The sequence below is a fragment of the Streptomyces sp. NPDC025618 genome (genome assembly GCF_055558795.1).
The window spans coordinates 408,196-424,399 of sequence record NZ_JBVHLW010000001.1 but is presented as its reverse complement, the minus strand read 5'-3'; the positions used below and the strand labels follow the sequence as shown (position 1 = coordinate 424,399).

At 73.9% G+C, this 16,204-nt stretch carries 13 protein-coding genes and 1 pseudogene; 5 read left to right on the top strand and 9 right to left on the bottom strand.

Annotated features, from left to right (window positions below; genetic code table 11):
• Positions 1–150 precede the first annotated feature (150 nt).
• Complete coding sequence (locus ACZ4A5_RS01880; protein ID WP_467577157.1) at positions 151–1,320, top strand: steroid 3-ketoacyl-CoA thiolase; 1,170 nt, start codon at positions 151–153, stop codon at positions 1,318–1,320.
• Between the two features lie 80 nt (positions 1,321–1,400).
• Here ACZ4A5_RS01880 and ACZ4A5_RS01875 read toward each other — a convergent pair whose 3' ends face one another.
• From ACZ4A5_RS01875 to ACZ4A5_RS01865, 3 genes and pseudogenes are all read right to left on the bottom strand, one after another.
• Positions 1,401–3,503 (bottom strand): hypothetical protein, encoded by a 2,103-nt coding sequence (locus tag ACZ4A5_RS01875; protein ID WP_467577154.1) that lies wholly within the window; start codon positions 3,501–3,503, stop codon positions 1,401–1,403.
• Between the two features lie 76 nt (positions 3,504–3,579).
• Positions 3,580–3,798 (bottom strand): putative quinol monooxygenase, encoded by a 219-nt coding sequence (locus ACZ4A5_RS01870; protein ID WP_467577151.1) that lies wholly within the window; start codon positions 3,796–3,798, stop codon positions 3,580–3,582.
• Positions 3,799–3,822: 24 nt separating this feature from the next.
• Positions 3,823–4,071 (bottom strand): annotated as a pseudogene (locus ACZ4A5_RS01865) (NUDIX hydrolase); the annotation flags it as partial.
• A 55-nt stretch (positions 4,072–4,126) separates the two neighbouring features.
• Here ACZ4A5_RS01865 and ACZ4A5_RS01860 point away from each other — a divergent pair.
• The gene (locus ACZ4A5_RS01860) at positions 4,127–6,088 is read left to right on the top strand and encodes a S9 family peptidase (protein ID WP_467577148.1); all 1,962 of its coding nucleotides are present in this window, start codon (positions 4,127–4,129) and stop codon (positions 6,086–6,088) included.
• 61 nt (positions 6,089–6,149) lie between these two features.
• Here ACZ4A5_RS01860 and ACZ4A5_RS01855 read toward each other — a convergent pair whose 3' ends face one another.
• The gene (locus tag ACZ4A5_RS01855; RefSeq protein ID WP_467577145.1) at positions 6,150–7,490 is read right to left on the bottom strand and encodes a tetratricopeptide repeat protein; all 1,341 of its coding nucleotides are present in this window, start codon (positions 7,488–7,490) and stop codon (positions 6,150–6,152) included.
• Positions 7,491–7,625: 135 nt separating this feature from the next.
• On the opposite strand from ACZ4A5_RS01855, the gene ACZ4A5_RS01850 reads away from it, so the two are divergent.
• Positions 7,626–7,967 carry a hypothetical protein gene (locus tag ACZ4A5_RS01850; protein ID WP_467577142.1) on the top strand — a complete coding sequence of 114 codons (342 nt, stop codon included), beginning with the start codon at positions 7,626–7,628 and terminating at the stop codon, positions 7,965–7,967.
• Between the two features lie 43 nt (positions 7,968–8,010).
• Positions 8,011–8,529: a GNAT family N-acetyltransferase gene (locus ACZ4A5_RS01845; protein ID WP_467577139.1), complete on the top strand. Its 519-nt coding sequence runs from the start codon at positions 8,011–8,013 to the stop codon at positions 8,527–8,529.
• Here the strand turns inward: ACZ4A5_RS01845 and ACZ4A5_RS01840 are convergent.
• From ACZ4A5_RS01840 to ACZ4A5_RS01820, 5 genes are read right to left on the bottom strand one after another with little or no spacing between them, the layout of a single operon-like run.
• Complete coding sequence (locus tag ACZ4A5_RS01840; RefSeq protein ID WP_467577137.1) at positions 8,526–9,431, bottom strand: ECF transporter S component; 906 nt, start codon at positions 9,429–9,431, stop codon at positions 8,526–8,528. The genes ACZ4A5_RS01845 and ACZ4A5_RS01840 overlap by 4 nt on opposite strands.
• Positions 9,428–11,071 (bottom strand): ABC transporter ATP-binding protein, encoded by a 1,644-nt coding sequence (locus ACZ4A5_RS01835; protein ID WP_467577134.1) that lies wholly within the window; start codon positions 11,069–11,071, stop codon positions 9,428–9,430. Before ACZ4A5_RS01835 ends, ACZ4A5_RS01840 begins: the two co-directional genes overlap by 4 nt.
• A complete protein-coding gene (locus tag ACZ4A5_RS01830) occupies positions 11,068–12,282 on the bottom strand; it encodes a CbiQ family ECF transporter T component (protein ID WP_467577131.1) in 1,215 nt (404 codons plus the stop codon). The genes ACZ4A5_RS01835 and ACZ4A5_RS01830 overlap by 4 nt, the downstream gene beginning before the upstream one ends.
• A complete protein-coding gene (locus ACZ4A5_RS01825; protein ID WP_467577128.1) occupies positions 12,279–12,935 on the bottom strand; it encodes an SCO2322 family protein in 657 nt (218 codons plus the stop codon). Before ACZ4A5_RS01825 ends, ACZ4A5_RS01830 begins: the two co-directional genes overlap by 4 nt.
• Positions 12,932–14,218 carry a prenyltransferase/squalene oxidase repeat-containing protein gene (locus tag ACZ4A5_RS01820; RefSeq protein ID WP_467577125.1) on the bottom strand — a complete coding sequence of 429 codons (1,287 nt, stop codon included), beginning with the start codon at positions 14,216–14,218 and terminating at the stop codon, positions 12,932–12,934. The genes ACZ4A5_RS01825 and ACZ4A5_RS01820 overlap by 4 nt, the downstream gene beginning before the upstream one ends.
• 535 nt (positions 14,219–14,753) lie before the next feature.
• Here ACZ4A5_RS01820 and ACZ4A5_RS01815 point away from each other — a divergent pair.
• The gene (locus tag ACZ4A5_RS01815) at positions 14,754–16,202 is read left to right on the top strand and encodes an aldehyde dehydrogenase (protein ID WP_467577122.1); all 1,449 of its coding nucleotides are present in this window, start codon (positions 14,754–14,756) and stop codon (positions 16,200–16,202) included.
• Positions 16,203–16,204 lie beyond the last annotated feature (2 nt).

Genomic DNA, 16,204 nt, shown 5'->3' with positions numbered 1-16,204 from the left:
GGTAGCAGTCATAAGACTGCGAACGGAAGTAGAACGCGTACCAGTTCGGCGGGGGACCGGGGCCGGCTCGGCAGCGGCGGGCCCCGAGGAGCGAGAGGCGTGAGCCCGGGGCGCCGGGACGCCCTGCGGATGCCACGAAAGGACGCCACCATGGCCGCGGAACCCGTCATCGTCGAAGCCGTACGCACCCCCATCGGCAAGCGCGGAGGAGCGCTCGCCAATCTCCACCCCGCCTATCTGCTGGGCGAGACCTACCGCGAGCTCCTCGCCCGCACCGGCATCCAGCCCGACTGCGTCGAGCAGATCGTCGGCGGCACGGTCACCCACGCCGGCGAGCAGTCGATGAACCCGGCCCGCACCGCCTGGCTGGCGATGGGCCTGCCCTACGAGACCGCCGCGACCACCGTGGACTGCCAGTGCGGCTCCTCGCAGCAGGCCAACCACCTCGTCGCCAACATGATCGCGAGCGGCGTCATCGACGTGGGTATCGGCTGCGGTGTCGAGTCCATGTCGCGCGTCCCGATCGGCAGCGGCTCCCGCAACGGCCCCGGCAAGCCCTTCCCCGACGAGTGGAACGTCGACCTGCCCAACCAGTTCGAGGCCGCCGAGCGCATCGCCCGCAGACGCGGCCTCACCCGCGAGGACGCCGACGCGCTCGGCCTGCTCTCCCAGGAACGCGCCGCCCGCGCCTGGTCCGAGGAGCGCTTCAAGCGCGAGACCTTCGCCGTGCAGGTGCCGACGACCGAGGAGGAGCAGCTCGCCGGGCAGGGCATGTGGCGCCTCGTCGACCGCGACCAGGGGTTACGCGACACCAGCATGGAGGCGCTCGGCGGCCTGAAGCCCGTCATGCCCACCGCCGTCCACACCGCGGGCAACTCCTCCCAGATATCCGACGGCGCCTGCGCGCTGATGTGGGCCTCCAAGCGCATGGCCCGCGCCCTCAGGCTGCGCCCCCGGGCCCGCGTCGTGGCCCAGGCCCTCGTGGGCGCCGACCCCCACTTCCACCTCGACGGCCCCATCGACGCCACCCGCGCCGTCCTCGGCCGGGCCGGCATGTCCCTCAAGGACATCGACCTGGTGGAGATCAACGAGGCGTTCGCGTCGGTGGTGCTGTCCTGGGCCCGCGTCTTCGACCAGGACCTGGAGAAGGTCAACGTCAACGGCGGGGCGATAGCCCTGGGGCACCCGATAGGGGCGACGGGCGCCCGGCTGATCACCACGGCGCTGCACGAACTGGAGCGGGCGGACAAGGAGTTCGCCCTGGTCACGATGTGCGCGGGCGGCGGCCTGGCGACGGGGACGATCATTCAGCGGCTGTGAGGCATTCAGCGGCTCTGCGGGCGGCGGTCCTTCCGGGCGAGGGCGGGGCTGTCCCGGGTGGCCGTGGCCAGGTCGCGGCGTCACTGCCGTAGCGGCAACCAGTCCACATCGGCCCGCTCCCAGCCGGCCGAGACCAAGGCGTCCGCGGCGGTGGCATCGCCCGTCGCCAGCGCGGCCGCGGCCGCGGTCTCCGGATCGGGGTCATCGGCGGCGAGCGCCCGCAGCAGCGCGTCGGCGCTCCCGTCCTGGTCCGGCAGCGCCGCGGCGAAGAGCGCGCCCGCCGTACGCGTGGCGGGGTCCTCTTCCTCCAGCATGTCGGGGAGTACGGGCTCGAGGCCCGCGAGCATGTCGAGGGCGACCGTGTGCCAGTGTCCCTCGGCCGCGTGCATCGCCCTGACGACGCGCAGCGCCAGGCCGAGCGCCCGGCGCCGGACGTGGCAGGGGCGCTCTCCCACTCCCACGGCCGCGCCGATCTGCATCAGATACGCGAAGGCCAGCGCCGCGGCCGAGCACAGCCCCTCCCCGGGGGCCAGGAGCACCTCCAGTTTCTCGCACGCGCGCCGCGCGGTGTCGGCGTCCCACGACAGCAGTCCCGCGAGGTGCCGGGGCACGTCCTCCGGGTCGCTGTCCGTGGCACAGGCCGCGTGCTCGAAGGAGACCACCCGCAGCATGAACTCGCGGGCCGGCCACAGCGCTTCGGCGTCGAGCCGGACGACGGCGCGCCCGCTCGGCCCGCCGGCCGTCAGACGCATCTCCGCGTCCAGCCGTACCCCGGTGATGCCGGGGCCGAGGTCGAGGTCGGTGCGTTCGCCCGACGTGACGTCCCACAGCGCGACCACGTCGTCGCGCCAGCACGCGGCGAGGACCGGCCCGGTGGCGGTGGTGGTCAACGCGAGCCCCGTGAGCTTCGGGCTCTGACGCGCCACCTCGCACGGCTCGTCGCCGGAGTCCGGCAGCCACAGGTACAGCGTCCCGTCGCGGTGCCCGCTCGCGATCAGCGGCCCCTCGTCCGGGAGTTCCACGCAGGCCAGGGCCGTCACGGGTCCGGCCTGCGGGTGGCCGACGACCGGGGCGGCGTCACCGCCGGCCCGGCGCACCCGCAGGGCGCCGTCCTCCTCAGCGGTGACGGTGACCTTTCCGGAGGTGGCCGCCGAGGACCGCTCGGCGTCGTACGCCATGGGGTCGTCGGACGCCGAGAGCACCGTCCAGCGGCCGTGCTCGTCCGTGTCACCGGCGAGCAGCGCGATCGGCTTCGGGGCCTCCTCCACCGCGCGGGGCGTCTCGACGCACTCGGACCAGTCGAGCCCCATGCGGGCGCCGAGCGCCTCCAGTGCCTCCGCGGTGCGGCCGTGCACGATCAACTCCGTGTCACCGTCGCCGGTGTCGTGGAAGACGAGCGCGTCGGGCGCGCCGTAGACGGTGATGTGCCGGCCGAGTTCACGCCATGGCTGGAAGCCCAGCTCGGGCAGTTCCTCGCGGACCCACGCGACGATCCGCTCGGTGTCGTCGTCGCCGCAGACGGTCCAGCCGTAGTACGAGGGCAGCCGCTGCACGGCCAGTTGCAGGAAGAACTCCGAGAGGGACCCCGCCTGGAGCGCCCAGTCCTCCTCGGAGACGCTGACCAGCACCCGGGGGTCGGGCAGCGCCGCCTCGGCCGCCGGATACCCCCACTCGTTGCAGTACTCGTACTCGGCCATGAACACGCACACCCGGCGGTCGGCACCGGCGGGCACGAGTGCCGTGCCGTCGGGTAGGCCGCCCGCGACGCCGTATCCGCCCGGGTCGGGCCGCAGCGTCGGGGGGTACTCGGGGTTCGTCCAGTACAGCCGCGGGCTGTGCGTGAAGGAGTTGAACGGCAGCTCCCACCACTCGTCCAGCGCGGCCGGCACCGGCAGGCTCAGATCGACGCTGTCGAACGGATCGCCCTCGCCCTCGTCCTCGCCCTTCAGGCGGCGCAGGTAGTCGCGGTGCTCGCTCTCCGACCAGCGTTCCCACGGGACGGCGTCCTCGGGGACCGCGTAGCCCCACTCCTCCTGGAAGCGGCGCAGGAGCTCCCACCGCGGTGCGGTGTCGGCGAGGTGCGCGGCGAACTCGTCCGCGGACATCTCCTCGCGGTCGCCCCAGCGCGGCATCACGCTCCTGAGGCGTTCCGCGAACCGTCCGTAGTCGATCATTCCGTTCATCGGGCCGAGCTTATGGCATGGCCTTGCCAGGGGTTGGGGGCGTCGGCGGGGCCGGACCGCCTGGAGCGGCCGCGTCTCACGCCGTCCCGTCGAGGCGGTCCAGGAAGGTCACCTCGGTCTTCGCCACGAACTTCTCGCGCTCCTCCAGGAAGTGCCGGGTGTGCGGCTGCCGTTCGTGGGCGTCGAACGCGGCGCGGTCGGCGTACAGCTCGTAGAAGACGCGTACGTCGGGCTCGCCAGGGACGCGGTGGTTCACGTAGGCGACGGTGCCTTGCTCAGAGGGCGGCCGCTTCACGACATGGCTGGAACGGCCGGCCGGCTACGCGGGTGTCAGCCGACGGCCGTCGTGGATCCGGACGTGCGGGGCGTCTTCGCTGAGGGCGTCCAGCAGTCGCAGCGCGTACGCCTCCGTCATCGCCGAGGCCACTTCCTCCGGCGTCATCCAGGAGATGTCGACGGACTCGTCAGAGGTGCGTTCGCTGCCGCCTACGGGAGCGCAGCGGAAGACCAGCGCGACGATGCCGCGTGTCATGTTCTTGTAGACGCCGGTCATCCGACTGACGCCGACCCGATCGTGCGGCAGGATGTCCGCTTGCTGTACTGACGAGCGAAAGGCAGTCCGTATGCCGCCCGCACCGCAGCCGGCTCCCGAGCCGACCGAGCCGCTCACCGCCGAATTGGTGGTGGATGCCGCCGCCGCCGTGGCACCGGCCATCTCGCCGAACGGCCGTCTGGTCGCCTACGGAGTGGTCGCGAACGGCGGAAGGGGCGGGCGTCCGCGCGGGTCCGTCTGGGTCACCGCCGCCGACGGCAGCACATCCCCGCGCAGGCTGACCGACGGCACGGCCGGCGACCTCGCCCTGAAGTGGGCGCCGGACTCGGCCTCTCTCTTCTTCACCTCCGACCGCGAGGAGCAGGGCGTCGCCCAGCTCCAGCGGATCCGTCCGGATGGCAGCGAGGAGACCGCCACGGCCGAGACCTTGACCAGTTGGCGCGGCGGCATCTTTGACCACTGCCCGCTCTTCGACGGCCGCACCGTCGCCCTGCTCGCCGAGGACGAACCCACCGCCGAGGACGAGCGCCGGGAAGCCGAGGGCGACGACGCCAAGGTCTGGGGCCGCCACCTGCCCGCCACCCGGCTGCGCCTGCTCGACCTGGAGACCGGCGTGCTCCGCACCGTGGACGGCCTCGGTGACCGGCATGCGGTCGAGCTGGCCCAGCGTCCGGACGGCGGCCCGCTGGCGGTGCTGAGCTGGTCCACCCCCGAACTCGACCCCGGCGTCATGACGGCGGAACTGCACCTGGTCGACCCGGACACGGCGGCCGTCCACGACCTGGGCCCGGTCGGGATCGAGGCGCGGTCCCCGGCCTGGTGGAACCACGACGGTGTCTGGCATCTGGCCCACCTGGCAGTGACCCCCGCGCACCTGGTCGGCGGGCTCGCCGTGATCGACACCGTCCCCCCGGCGACCGGCCCGGCCCTCGGACACCGCGACCTCACCGTCGGCATGTCCGTCAGCCCGACCGAGCTGGTGCAGGTCGCGGGCGGGCCCCCGCTCGCGCTGTTCGCCGACGGGCTGGATACCGCGCTGTACCGGCTCCACCCGGAGTCCCTGCGGTTCCAGCAGTTGTCTTCCGCCCCCGGCATGCTCGCCGGGCTCACCGCGAGCCGCTCCGGGGAAACCGTCGCCCTCCTGGCGAGCACGGCGTACGAGCCCAAGAACGTCCATGCGGGACCCATCGGCGGACCGCTGATCCGGCTCAGCGACACCTGCCCGGAACTGCGCCGGATCCGCTGGGGTGTTCAGGAGCGCCTCAGCTACCAGGCGTCCGACGGACTCCAGTTGGACGGCCTGCTGATCCTGCCTGCCGGCCGGGACCGGGAAAACGGTCCGTTTCCGCTCGTCACCATGGTCCATGGTGGCCCTTACTTCCGCTACGCCGACGAATTCACCCTCAACGCGGTCGATTGCGGCCAGTGGCTGGCGACCGCCGGGTACGCGGTCTTCTTACCCAACCCACGAGGCGGCTCGGGGCACGGCCACGAGTTCGCCGCCATGGTCGCGGGCGCGGTCGGCGGCGACGAGTGGACCGACATTCTCCGCGGAATCGACCTGCTGGTGGCACAGGGGGTCGCCGACCCCGAGCGTCTGGGAATCTCCGGATGGAGCCACGGGGGCTTTGTCGCGGCCTGGGCGATAGGCCGTACGGACCGGTTCAAGGCCGCCATGATGGGCGCGGGCATCAGCGACTGGGGCATGCAGGCCGGGACCGGCGACTGGGGGATCCTCGACGCGGCGCTCGGCGGCAGCACGGGATGGGAGGGCCCGGGACCACACGTGCACGACCGGCACAGTCCGATCTCCTACGTCTTTAGGATCCGCACCCCGGTGCTGATCCTGCACGGCGAGGAGGACACCAACGTCCCGCTCGGCCAGGCGATCCACTTCCATCGTGCCCTGCGCCACTTCGGGGTCGAGCACGAGTTTGTCGTCTATCCCCGCGAGGGCCATGGGCTCGACGAGCGCGCCCACCAACTCGACGCCCTTCGGCGCATACGCGCCTGGTACGACCGCTGGCTGTAGGCCGCGAGCCGCGGGAATGCGGGGCCTGGTCGGTTTCGCCCTCTTTCCTCGCCGCGCGGTGCTACACGGACACCGGCCGCTTTATCGTCATCGCGCGCTCGTGGAGCTCGCGGGCTTTCGCGTTCTTGAGGTGGGGGCGGATCAATGAGTGCATGATCTCGATCCGTTGGTCGCACCGTTGGGACTGCATCAGCGGGTAGTCGTCGAGAACCCGGTGCCAGGTGGTGCAGGCCGCCTCCAGGTGTCCGATCTCCAGCTGCCGTTCGGCCAGGTAGCACTGCTGGCGGACGCGGGCCCGGCGGTACACGCTGTAGCGCAGCGCTTCCGCCTCCTGCATGCACTTGATCGAGCCGTGCACGTCGCCCAGCCCGTATCGCACCTGGCTGACGTGATATTGCAGCGACGACGGATCGTAGGAACCGAATACCTTCTCCTTGGACTCCGCCTTGTCCATGGCGATCTCCGCTTCCGTGATGTACCGCAGCGCGTCGGCGCGGTGTCCCGACTGCGCCGCCGCGTGGGCCTGCTGCCCGGCGAGGAATGCCCGCATCCGGGGGCCTGCCTGGGGTGACGCCGCGGCGGCCGCGTCGGCCAGTCTGCTTGCGCGAGGGCCGTATCCGAGGTCCACGGCCTGAACGCTCATCCCCCTGAGCGTCGTGCAGTAGGTCAGATGGTCGCCCGCCTGGCCGGCCAGCTCCAGTGCCTTGACGTAGTAGCGCTGCGCGAGCCCGTGGTATCCCTCGTCCACGGCCATGTACCCCGTCAGATAGCAGAGGTCGGAGGCGGCTGACAGTATTCCTTTGCGGACGTCGTCGGGGGCGTCGGCGCGGAGATACGCGGCCACGGTGTTGACGGCGAAGGCGGCTGCCATGGGGCGGGCGTGGCGGCCTCCGAACTGATCGTCGAGGGACGACACGCGCTCCGTCATCGCGACCACCATGTCGACCTCCGGCCACCCGATACGCGCGGCCCGCCCGCCCTGGACGGCCTCCGCGCGCCCCACGACGTCCTGCCAGCCCGGGATCGTCAGGGCCACCGAGAAGAGACCGGCTCCCAGGACGCCTCGCCGGGACGGATCCATGTCCAGCCGTCCGAGGTCGACCAGGCCCTCCACCGTGTCCGTGGGCTCGGCGGGCTGCCGTTCGGCCGGAGGGAAGCCCGCGTCGGCGTGCGTGATGGGGCGGGCCAGTCTGCGTGCCAGGGCTTCCAGGACGAGAGGCCGTACGGCCTTCCTCGGCAGGGTGCCGCCCAGCCAGTGGTGCACGGACGACTCGTCGTACTTCACGGGAGTGCCGGTCTCGGTCCCCAGCCGGTTGACCGCCATGGCGAACTGGCGGTAGGTCCAGCGGCTCTCGGCCAGCAGCCGGGCCGGGCCCTCGTTCTTCCGCTCTGCCATACCCATCAACTCCACGTGCGCCTGCGGACTTTCAAGGGATTCAAGTGTCGCTCTCCGCCCAACGGTACCGCTCTGCGCAGTCGTGCGGTTACGTAGCGGTAAGAGCAGGTCAGGCGGCATCTCGCAGGAGGAACGGGCACCGTGACGTATCGAGTGGGCGCGTACGTGGTGGATACGCGGGAGGACAGAGTGGCCCAAGTGATCGGCCATCGCGGCTCCCGCGTGCGGGTGCGCACGCCCGGCGGGGGACTCGAATGGGAAGTGCCCGCCGACGCGCTGCGGCTCGCCATGAGCGCGGAGCGGGCCGCGTTCCGCGCCCTGGCCAACAGCGACCGCGGGGCGGGCTGCGCCCGGTGCGCCGAGCTGGACGCGGCCTGGCGCGAAGCGTGCGCGGCGGGGGAGCGCACGGGTGCGGAGGCCGACGCCCTGAGCCGGTTCCGTAACCACTGGCGGCTGGATCATGCCGTGCCGCAGGGGCAGTGAAACCCCCACGCACCCCCGAAGCCCCCCGTGCGAGCATGCCGTCATGAACAGCACCACCGCATGGACCGTCGCCCCGCAGTCCGTTCGTTCCCCTGAGGCCGTGGCCCTGATGCGGGAGTACATGACCGAGATCGCCGATCGCTGGTTCCTGCTCCACGAAGGCCGCACCACCACGCGCGAGGAAGTCCAGGGGTATGTCGCCGAGGAGCCGCACGACGATCTCGCCCCGCCCCGCGGGGTGCTGCTGATCGCTCGGCGGGACGGGGAGCCCGCGGGGTGTCTGGGGCTGCGGTGGTTCGACCGGGAGCGCGGGACCGCCGAGTTGAAGCGGATGTTCGTGCGGCCCGCCGTGCGCGGGCTCGGGGCCGCGCCCGCGCTGCTCGCCGCGGCCGAGGGCGTCGCCCGGGAGTGGGGCGCGGAGCGGATCGTGCTGGACTCCCGGAAGGATCTGGTGGAGGCGATCGCGCTGTACGCCCGGCACGGGTTCGTCCCCGTACCCCGCTACAACACCCCTGAGGAAAACCCCTACGCCGAGGTGTGGATGGGCAAGGAGCTGCGCTAGCCCAGAGGCCCGGTGAACCCCACCGGCGCCTCGAACGCCGCCCGCCGCGTCGCGCGCCGCAGCGCCTTCAGGATCGTCGGGCCCAGGGCGAGCGTGCCGACGACCGTCACGACCGCGCGCGGGAGGTCCCAGCCGAGGGACGTCGCCAGGCAGTAGGCGACGAAGCGCCCCAGGTTCTCCGGCAGCGGGTCTCCGGGGACGAAGGAGACGCCCGTGGCCAGGGAGCCGATGTACGGCCAGCCCTGGAGGTTCATCACCGTGCCGTAGCAGAGGGACGCCACCGCGCCGTACGCGGCGAGCAGCAGCACCTCGCCGCGGCCCCGCAGCCGGTCCGGGCCCGGGAGCAGGCCCGCGCCCATCGACACCCAGCCCATCGCCAGCATCTGGAACGGCATCCACGGCCCCACGCCGCCCGTCAGCAGCGCCGACGCGAACATCGAGACCGAGCCCAGCACGAAGCCGAAGCCCGGGCCCAGGACCCGGCCCGAGAGGACCATCAGGAAGAACATCGGCTCGATCCCGGCCGTGCCCGCGCCCAGCGGCCGCAGCGCCGCGCCCGCCGCCGCCAGCACGCCGAGCATCGCGATGGCCTTCGCGTCCAGGCCGGTGTCGGCGATCGTGGCCGCCACGACGGCCAGCAGCAGCGGGAGCAGCGCGGCGAACAGCCACGGCGCGTCCTTGGAGTGGGCGAGCCCGGACGCGGAGTCGGCGAGCAGCGGCCAGCCGAAGGCCATGACGCCGATCGCGGAGATCAGGGCGAGCGCGGTGACGGAACGCGGGCCGAGGCGGACGGCTCGCGCCTGACGGTCGACGCCGCGCGGGCGCCCGGCACGTCCTCGCGACCCGGACCCCGCCGCCGGCGCCTGGCGGTCCGCGCGCGGCCGCTCGGGGTTCCCCTTCACGCCGTCCCCTCCGGAGCTTCCAGCGCACCGCGCACCTGCGGGACCGTCAGCCACGGCAGCGGCGCCAGGATCTTCGCCACCTGGGGGGCGAAGGCGGGGGACGCGACCACGACCTCCGCCGTCGGGCCGTCCGCGACGACCTCGCCGTCGGCGATCACGACGACCCGGTGCGCCAGCTCCGCCGCCAGCTCCACGTCGTGCGTGGCCAGCACGATCGCCCGGCCCTCGGCGGCCAGCCCGCGCAGGATCTCCACCAGGCGCTCCTTCGCCGCGTAGTCCAGGCCGCGCGTCGGCTCGTCCAGGAGGATCAGCGGCGGGCGGGCCGTCAGCACCACGGCGAGCGCGAGCGCGAGGCGCTGGCCCTCGGAGAGGTCCCGGGGGTGCGTCGCGTCGGCCACGCCGGGCAGCAGCTCGGAGACCAGGTCCCGGCAGGTGCCGGGCGCGGCCCGCGCGTCGCCGTCCGCCGCCTCGCACTCCCCGGCGACGGTGTCCGCGTACAGCAGGTCGCGCGGTTCCTGCGGTACGAGGCCCACGTGGCGCAGGAGTTCGGCGGGGGCCGTGGCGTGCGGCTTCAGGCCGCCGACGCGCACGGATCCGCCGGTGGGGCGGTGGGCGCCGACGAGGGTGCGCAGGAGGGTGGACTTTCCGGCGCCGTTACGGCCCATGAGGGCGGTTATCTCGCCGGGCCGTACGGTCAGGTCGACGTCGCGCAGGGCGGTGAGGCGCGCGTGGCGGACGGTGAGGCCGGAGATCCGGGCGGGGGGCTCGTCCTCCGTCCGCTCCTTCCCGGCCGCGGCCGGCTCCGTGTTCCCGGCGGGCGCGGACGAGCCGAGACGTTCCTTCAGCGCCCCCGCCCGCCGCCGCGCGTCCCGTACCGACAGAGGCAGTGGCGACCAGCCCGCCAGCTTGCCCAGGGCCACCACCGGCGGGTGGACCGGCGAGACCGCCATGATCTCCGCCGGGTCGCCGGCGACCGGTGCCGCGCCGGGCGCGGGCAGCAGGATGACCCGGTCCGCGTACTGCACCACACGCTCCAGGCGGTGCTCGGCCATCAGCACCGTCGTGCCCAGGTCGTGGACGAGGCGCTGGAGCACGGCCAGCACCTCCTCCGCCGCGCCCGGGTCGAGCGCGGACGTCGGCTCGTCGAGCACCAGCACCTTCGGGTGGGTGGTCAGCACCGAGCCGATGGCCACGCGCTGCTGCTGGCCTCCGGAGAGGGTGGCGATCGGCCGGTCGCGCAGGGTGGCGAGACCCAGCAGGTCCAGGGTCTCCTCCACCCGGCGGCGCATCACGGCGGGCGCGACGCCGAGGGACTCCATGCCGTACGCGAGCTCGTCCTCGACCGTGTCGGTGACGAAGTGGGCCAGCGGATCCTGGCCCACCGTGCCCACCACGTCGGTGAGTTCGCGCGGCTTGTGCGTGCGGGTGTCGCGGCCCGCGACGGTGACGCGGCCGTGCAGCGTGCCGCCGGTGAAGTGCGGTACGAGCCCGCTGACCGTGCCCAGCAGTGTCGACTTGCCGACCCCGGACGGGCCGACGAGCAGGCACAGCTCGCCCTCGGGCACGGTGAGGTCGACCCCGCCGAGCGCGGGCGCGGCGGTGTCGTCGTACGTGACCGACACCTGCTCGAACCGGATCACTGCGGGTCCTCCTCGGACGGGGTGCGGGTGGCGGGGGCCGGTGCCGCGAAGGCCGGGATCAGGCCCAGCAGGACCGACGCCGCGGGCCAGAGCGGCAGTTCGGGTGCCGTCAGGGGGACGGCGGGCGGGTGGAGGGCGGCGGGCGCGCAGGAGTTCGCGTGGATCATCAGGGCCGCGACCGCGACGCCCGCGCCGGAGACCAGCCAGGCGCGCACGCCCCAGCGGTCCGGGCGGTAGCGCGTGCGGACCGAGCGGCGGCCGCCCAGCCACAGCCCGGCCAGCGCGGCGGCGAGCCCGGCGAGCAGCACCGGCAGGCCGTAGCCCGCGCCCACGTCACCGAGCAGGCCGTAGGTGCCCGCGCAGACGCCGAGCAGCCCGCCCAGCGTCAGCGCCGTCGTCGTGTGCCGGACGGCGGGCGGCACGTGGGCGGTGCGGCCGTAGCCCCGGGCGTCCATCGCCGCGGCCAGCGCCACCGAACGCTCCAGCGCGCCCTCCAGCACCGGCAGCCCCACCTGGAGCAGGGCCTTGAGGCCGCGGTCGGGGCGGCCGCGCAGGCGGCGCGCGGCGCGCAGCCGCTGGACGTCGGAGACGAGGTTCGGGGCGAAGGTCATGGCGACGACGATCGCGACGCCCGCCTCGTAGAGCGCGCCCGGCAGGGACTTCAGCAGCCGGGCCGGGTTGGCGAGCGCGTTGGCCGCGCCGACGCAGATCAGCAGGGTGGCCAGCTTCAGCCCGTCGTACAGCGCGAAGACCAGGCCCTCGGCGCTCACCCGGCCGCCGATCCGCACGCCCCGCGCCCAGTCCGGGAGCGGCACTTCCGGGAGGGTGAGCAGGATGTGCGTGCCGGGGATCGGGGAGCCCAGCACGACCGCGAACACCAGCCGGATGCCGATGACGGCCAGCCCGAGCTTGAGGAACGCGCCGTAGGAGCGCGCCCACGGCGCGTCCGTCCGCCGTGCCGCCACGACGTAGCCGGCGACCCCGACGAGCAGCCCGAGCAGCAGGGGGTTGGTGGTGCGCGACGCGGCGGTGGCCAGCCCGAGCGCCCACACCCACCAGGCCCCGGCGTGCAGCGCGTCGGCGCGGTGGGCGCGGTGCGCGGCGGGGGCGGCCTCCGCCGCCGGGTGGGTACGGCGGGGCAGCCGGCCACCCGGTCCGCGCAGGACCTGTGTCACCGGCCGCGGCCCCTCGCCCCGCACGCCCGCGCTCATCCGCGCTTGCGGCGGCGGGCCTGCCACACCCCGGCGGCGCCGAGGACGACCACGGCGGCGATACCGCCGATCAGCCCGGCCGAGGGGCCGCCGCCGGAGGACTTCGAGGACGTGGCCTCCGGCTTCGTGCTCTCCGTGTCCTTCTTGCCGCTCGCCTGCTCACCGCAGCCCGACTTCGGGTAGCCCGCGATGGCGCACAGCAGCGCCGCGGAGTTGTAGCGCAGCGGCTTGGCGGCGGCCGCGAGCGCGTCAGCCGCGCCGGCGTCCTTGCCGACCTGCGCGCACGCCGTACGCGCCGGGGGCGGGGTCTCGCCGGCGGGCGCGTCGGCGGGCGTGCCGAAGTCCAGGACGACGGCCACGCGCTTGTCGCCGTCCTCGGCGGGCGTCCGGTCGCACACCGCCCCGAAGTCGGGGGCGGTGCGCGGCTTCGCGGCGTCCTTCGAGTCCTCGCTCATGGCGAAGCGGAAGCCGATGGTGTCGCCGTCGGCGGGACGCGCGGTGGCCGGGCCCTGGGTGGCGTACGCCCATTCCTTGCCCTGGCCCTCCCAGAAGGACCAGTAGCGGTAGCCCGCCGCCTGGGCGGGCGCGACGGTGAGGGCGGCGAGGATCCCGGCGAGCAGCAGGGCGGCCAGGGACCGGTGCCCGGCCCTCACAGCTGGTTCTTCTTCTTGCGGCCGCTCAGCAGGAAGCCCGCGCCGACGCTCGCGACGAAGAAGACGCCGACGACCCACCAGACGCCCAGGCCCTTGTCGTCCTTCTTCTTCTCGTCCTTCTTCTCGTCCTGCTCCTTCTTCTCCGAGGGCGAGGCGGCGGCCTCCGCCTTCGGGCCCGTCGCGGTGAGCTGGGAGACGAGGTCCGCGCCGCCGAAGTCGCGCGGGTCCGCGCCCGCCGCGTGCGCGGCGAGGACGAGCTGGGCGTAGGCGGCGGGGCCCGCCTGCCTGGCCCAGGCCGCGGAGTTCCGCTCCAGCCACTTCAGCGGCTTGGCCGCGGCGTCGCGGTGACCGCCCGCGGCGAGGGCGATGACGGCCTCGGCGGTGTTGCCGTAGTCGGGGGCGGGCTTGTCGGCACCGGGCTGGGCGGCGACCAGGTGCGGGCCGTCCTGCTCCTTGTCCATGACCCGCGCGAGGTACGCGGACGCCGCGTCGGCCGCGGCCTTCGGGTCGGACGTCCCGGCCTCGTCGCCCTTGCAGGACAGCGGCTTCGGGTCGGTGTTGTCCTTGCCGGCGGGCGGCACGGCGTAGCCCTTGCCGAGCCCGGCGAGGGCGGCCGCGGCCGTGGCGTCGGCGTTGGCGGCGAGCTTGCCGGACTTGTCGGGCTGATAGGCGAAGGCGCCGCGGTCCGCCTCGTCGACGTCGCAGCCCAGCCCGAAGGTGACGAGCCCGTCGTAGGCCGAGGCGCCCCGCTTGGAGGTCACCTTCCGGGGGTCCTCGCCCGCCGCCGCCAGCGCGCCGATCACGATCGAGGTGGAGTTGGCGTCGCTCGGGCCGCCGGGGTTGTAGGCCCAGCCGCCGTCCTCGTTCTGCGTGGACTTCAGCCACCCCACGGCCTTGGTCACGGCGCCGCCGTGCCCGCCGAGCGCGGCGAGCGCCTGGACGGCGGCGGCCGTCGCGTTGCTGTCGAGCGGGGTCTTCGCGTCGCACGCCTTGCCGGCGTCGGCGCGGTAGGCGGTGAAGCCGCCGTCCGCGCACTGCTGCCCGGCCAGCCAGTCGACGGCGGGCTTCGGGGACGCCACGCCCGCCGTGTGCTGCGCGAGGAGGGCCAGGGACTGCCGGAAGACACCGTCGAACTTCGGGTCCGAGGAGCCGAACAGGCCGGGGGCCGCCGGGGACGGGGACGCGTCGGCGGACGCGGCCGGTGCCAGGCCCGCGCTCAGGACGGCGGCGGTGGCCAGGACCGCGGCGCCGCGGCGCGCGTGGACGGCGAGGGAGGGGGCCATGGGGTCGGTGTGCCTCTCGGTGGGTGTCACTGCGGTGGACCGGCGTCGCCGGCGTACGAGGGGGTACGGGCGTCACAGCCGCGCACGGCAGCCCCTCCGCGGTTCGCTCCGCGGTGGCACCGGGCTCGGCTCCGCATACCTCGACGGTGCCGGTGGACCGGGCGGCGCCGCGGTGCGGCGCGACCGGATCCGGGAGCCTGCCGCCTGGCCCGGGTGGTCCGGCTCGTACGGCCGTGCCGTGGCGGGCCGTAGTGACGGTTGCGGGTCAGCGCCGGATTCGCACCGGCTTTCCCCGTTCCGAGGCGGGATGAAGTTGTCACGGACACTTTAGCCGCCGATGCGGCGGCGGCCCGTACCGCTGTGTGAGCGGTCACACAGCGGTACGGGCCGCCGCGGGCGCCCGGGCCGGGGGCGGGTGGCCGCGGCCGCGGCGCGCCCCCGTCGCCATTGCCCGCCGTGGCGGGAACTGGTAACAGTTCTGACGTGGCGTCAGAAGATGCGCCGAGCTCCGCAACCGCGCCGGAGGCGACCGGACATGACCGGATTCATCGAGCACCGCAAGCTCTTCGTCGGCGGCACGTGGACCGACCCCGCCGGGACCGACACCATCGAGGTCGTCTCCCCGCACACCGAGGAGGTCATCGGGCGCGTGCCCCACGCCGGCCGGGAGGACGTCGACCGGGCCGTCGCCGCCGCCCGTACCGCCTTCGACTCCGGCGTCTGGGCCGACCGGCCGCTCGCCGAGCGGATCGAGGTCGTCACCCGGATCAAGGACGGCATCGCCGCCCGCCACGAGGAGATCGCCGAGGTCATCTCCGCGCAGAACGGCTCGCCCCGCTCGTGGAGCGTCCTCGCGCAGGCGCTCGGCGCGATGATGGTGTGGGACTGCGCGATCGGCGTCGCCCGCGAGATCCCGTACGAGGAGCGGCGGGACGGGGTGCTCGGGCCGCTGCTGGTGCGGCGCGAGCCCGTCGGGGTGGCCGCGGCGATCGTCCCCTGGAACGTCCCGCAGTTCGTGGCCGCCGCGAAGCTCGCGCCCGCGCTGCTCACGGGCTGCTCGGTGGTGCTCAAGCCGTCCCCCGAGACGCCGCTCGACGCCTGCGTCCTCGCCGAGATCGCGGCGGAGTCCGGGCTGCCGGAGGGCGTCCTGTCGATCCTGCCCGCCGGGCGCGCGACGGGGGAGTACCTCGTCGGGCACCCCGGGGTCGACAAGGTGTCCTTCACCGGGTCGGTCGCCTCCGGCAAGCGCGTCATGGAGGTCGCCGCCCGCAACCTCACCCGCGTCACCCTGGAACTCGGCGGGAAGTCCGCCGCGATCATCCTCCCCGACGCCGACCTGGAGGCCGCCGTCGCGGGCATCGTGCCCAGCGCCTGGATGAACAACGGCCAGGCGTGCGTCGCGCAGACCCGCATCCTCGTCCCCCGCGTCCACTACGACGAGCTGGCCGGGCGCTTCGCCGCGGCCGCCGACGCCCTCGTCGTCGGCGACCCCCTCGACCCCGCCACCCAGGTCGGCCCCCTCGTCGCTCAGCGGCAACAGCGCCGCTCCCTGGACTACATCGCGCTCGGACAGCGCGAGGGCGCCAAGGTCCTCGCGGGCGGCGGCCGCCCGGCGGCGCCCGCCCGCGGCTGGTACGTCGAGCCCACCCTCTTCGGCGAGGTCACCAACTCCATGCGGATCGCCCGCGAGGAGATCTTCGGCCCCGTCATCTGCCTGCTGCCCTACGAGGACGAGGAGGAGGCCGTGCGCATCGCCGACGACTCCGACTACGGCCTCTCCGGCAGCGTCTGGACCGCCGATGTCGAGCGCGGCATCGCCATCGCCCGCCGCGTGCGCACCGGCACCTACTCCGTGAACACCTTCAGCCTCGACATGCTCGGCCCCTTCGGCGGCTACAAGAACTCCGGGCTGGGCCGGGAGTTCGGCCCCGAGGGCTTCGCGGCCTATCTGGAGCACAAGATGATCCACTTGCCCGCCTCGTAGCC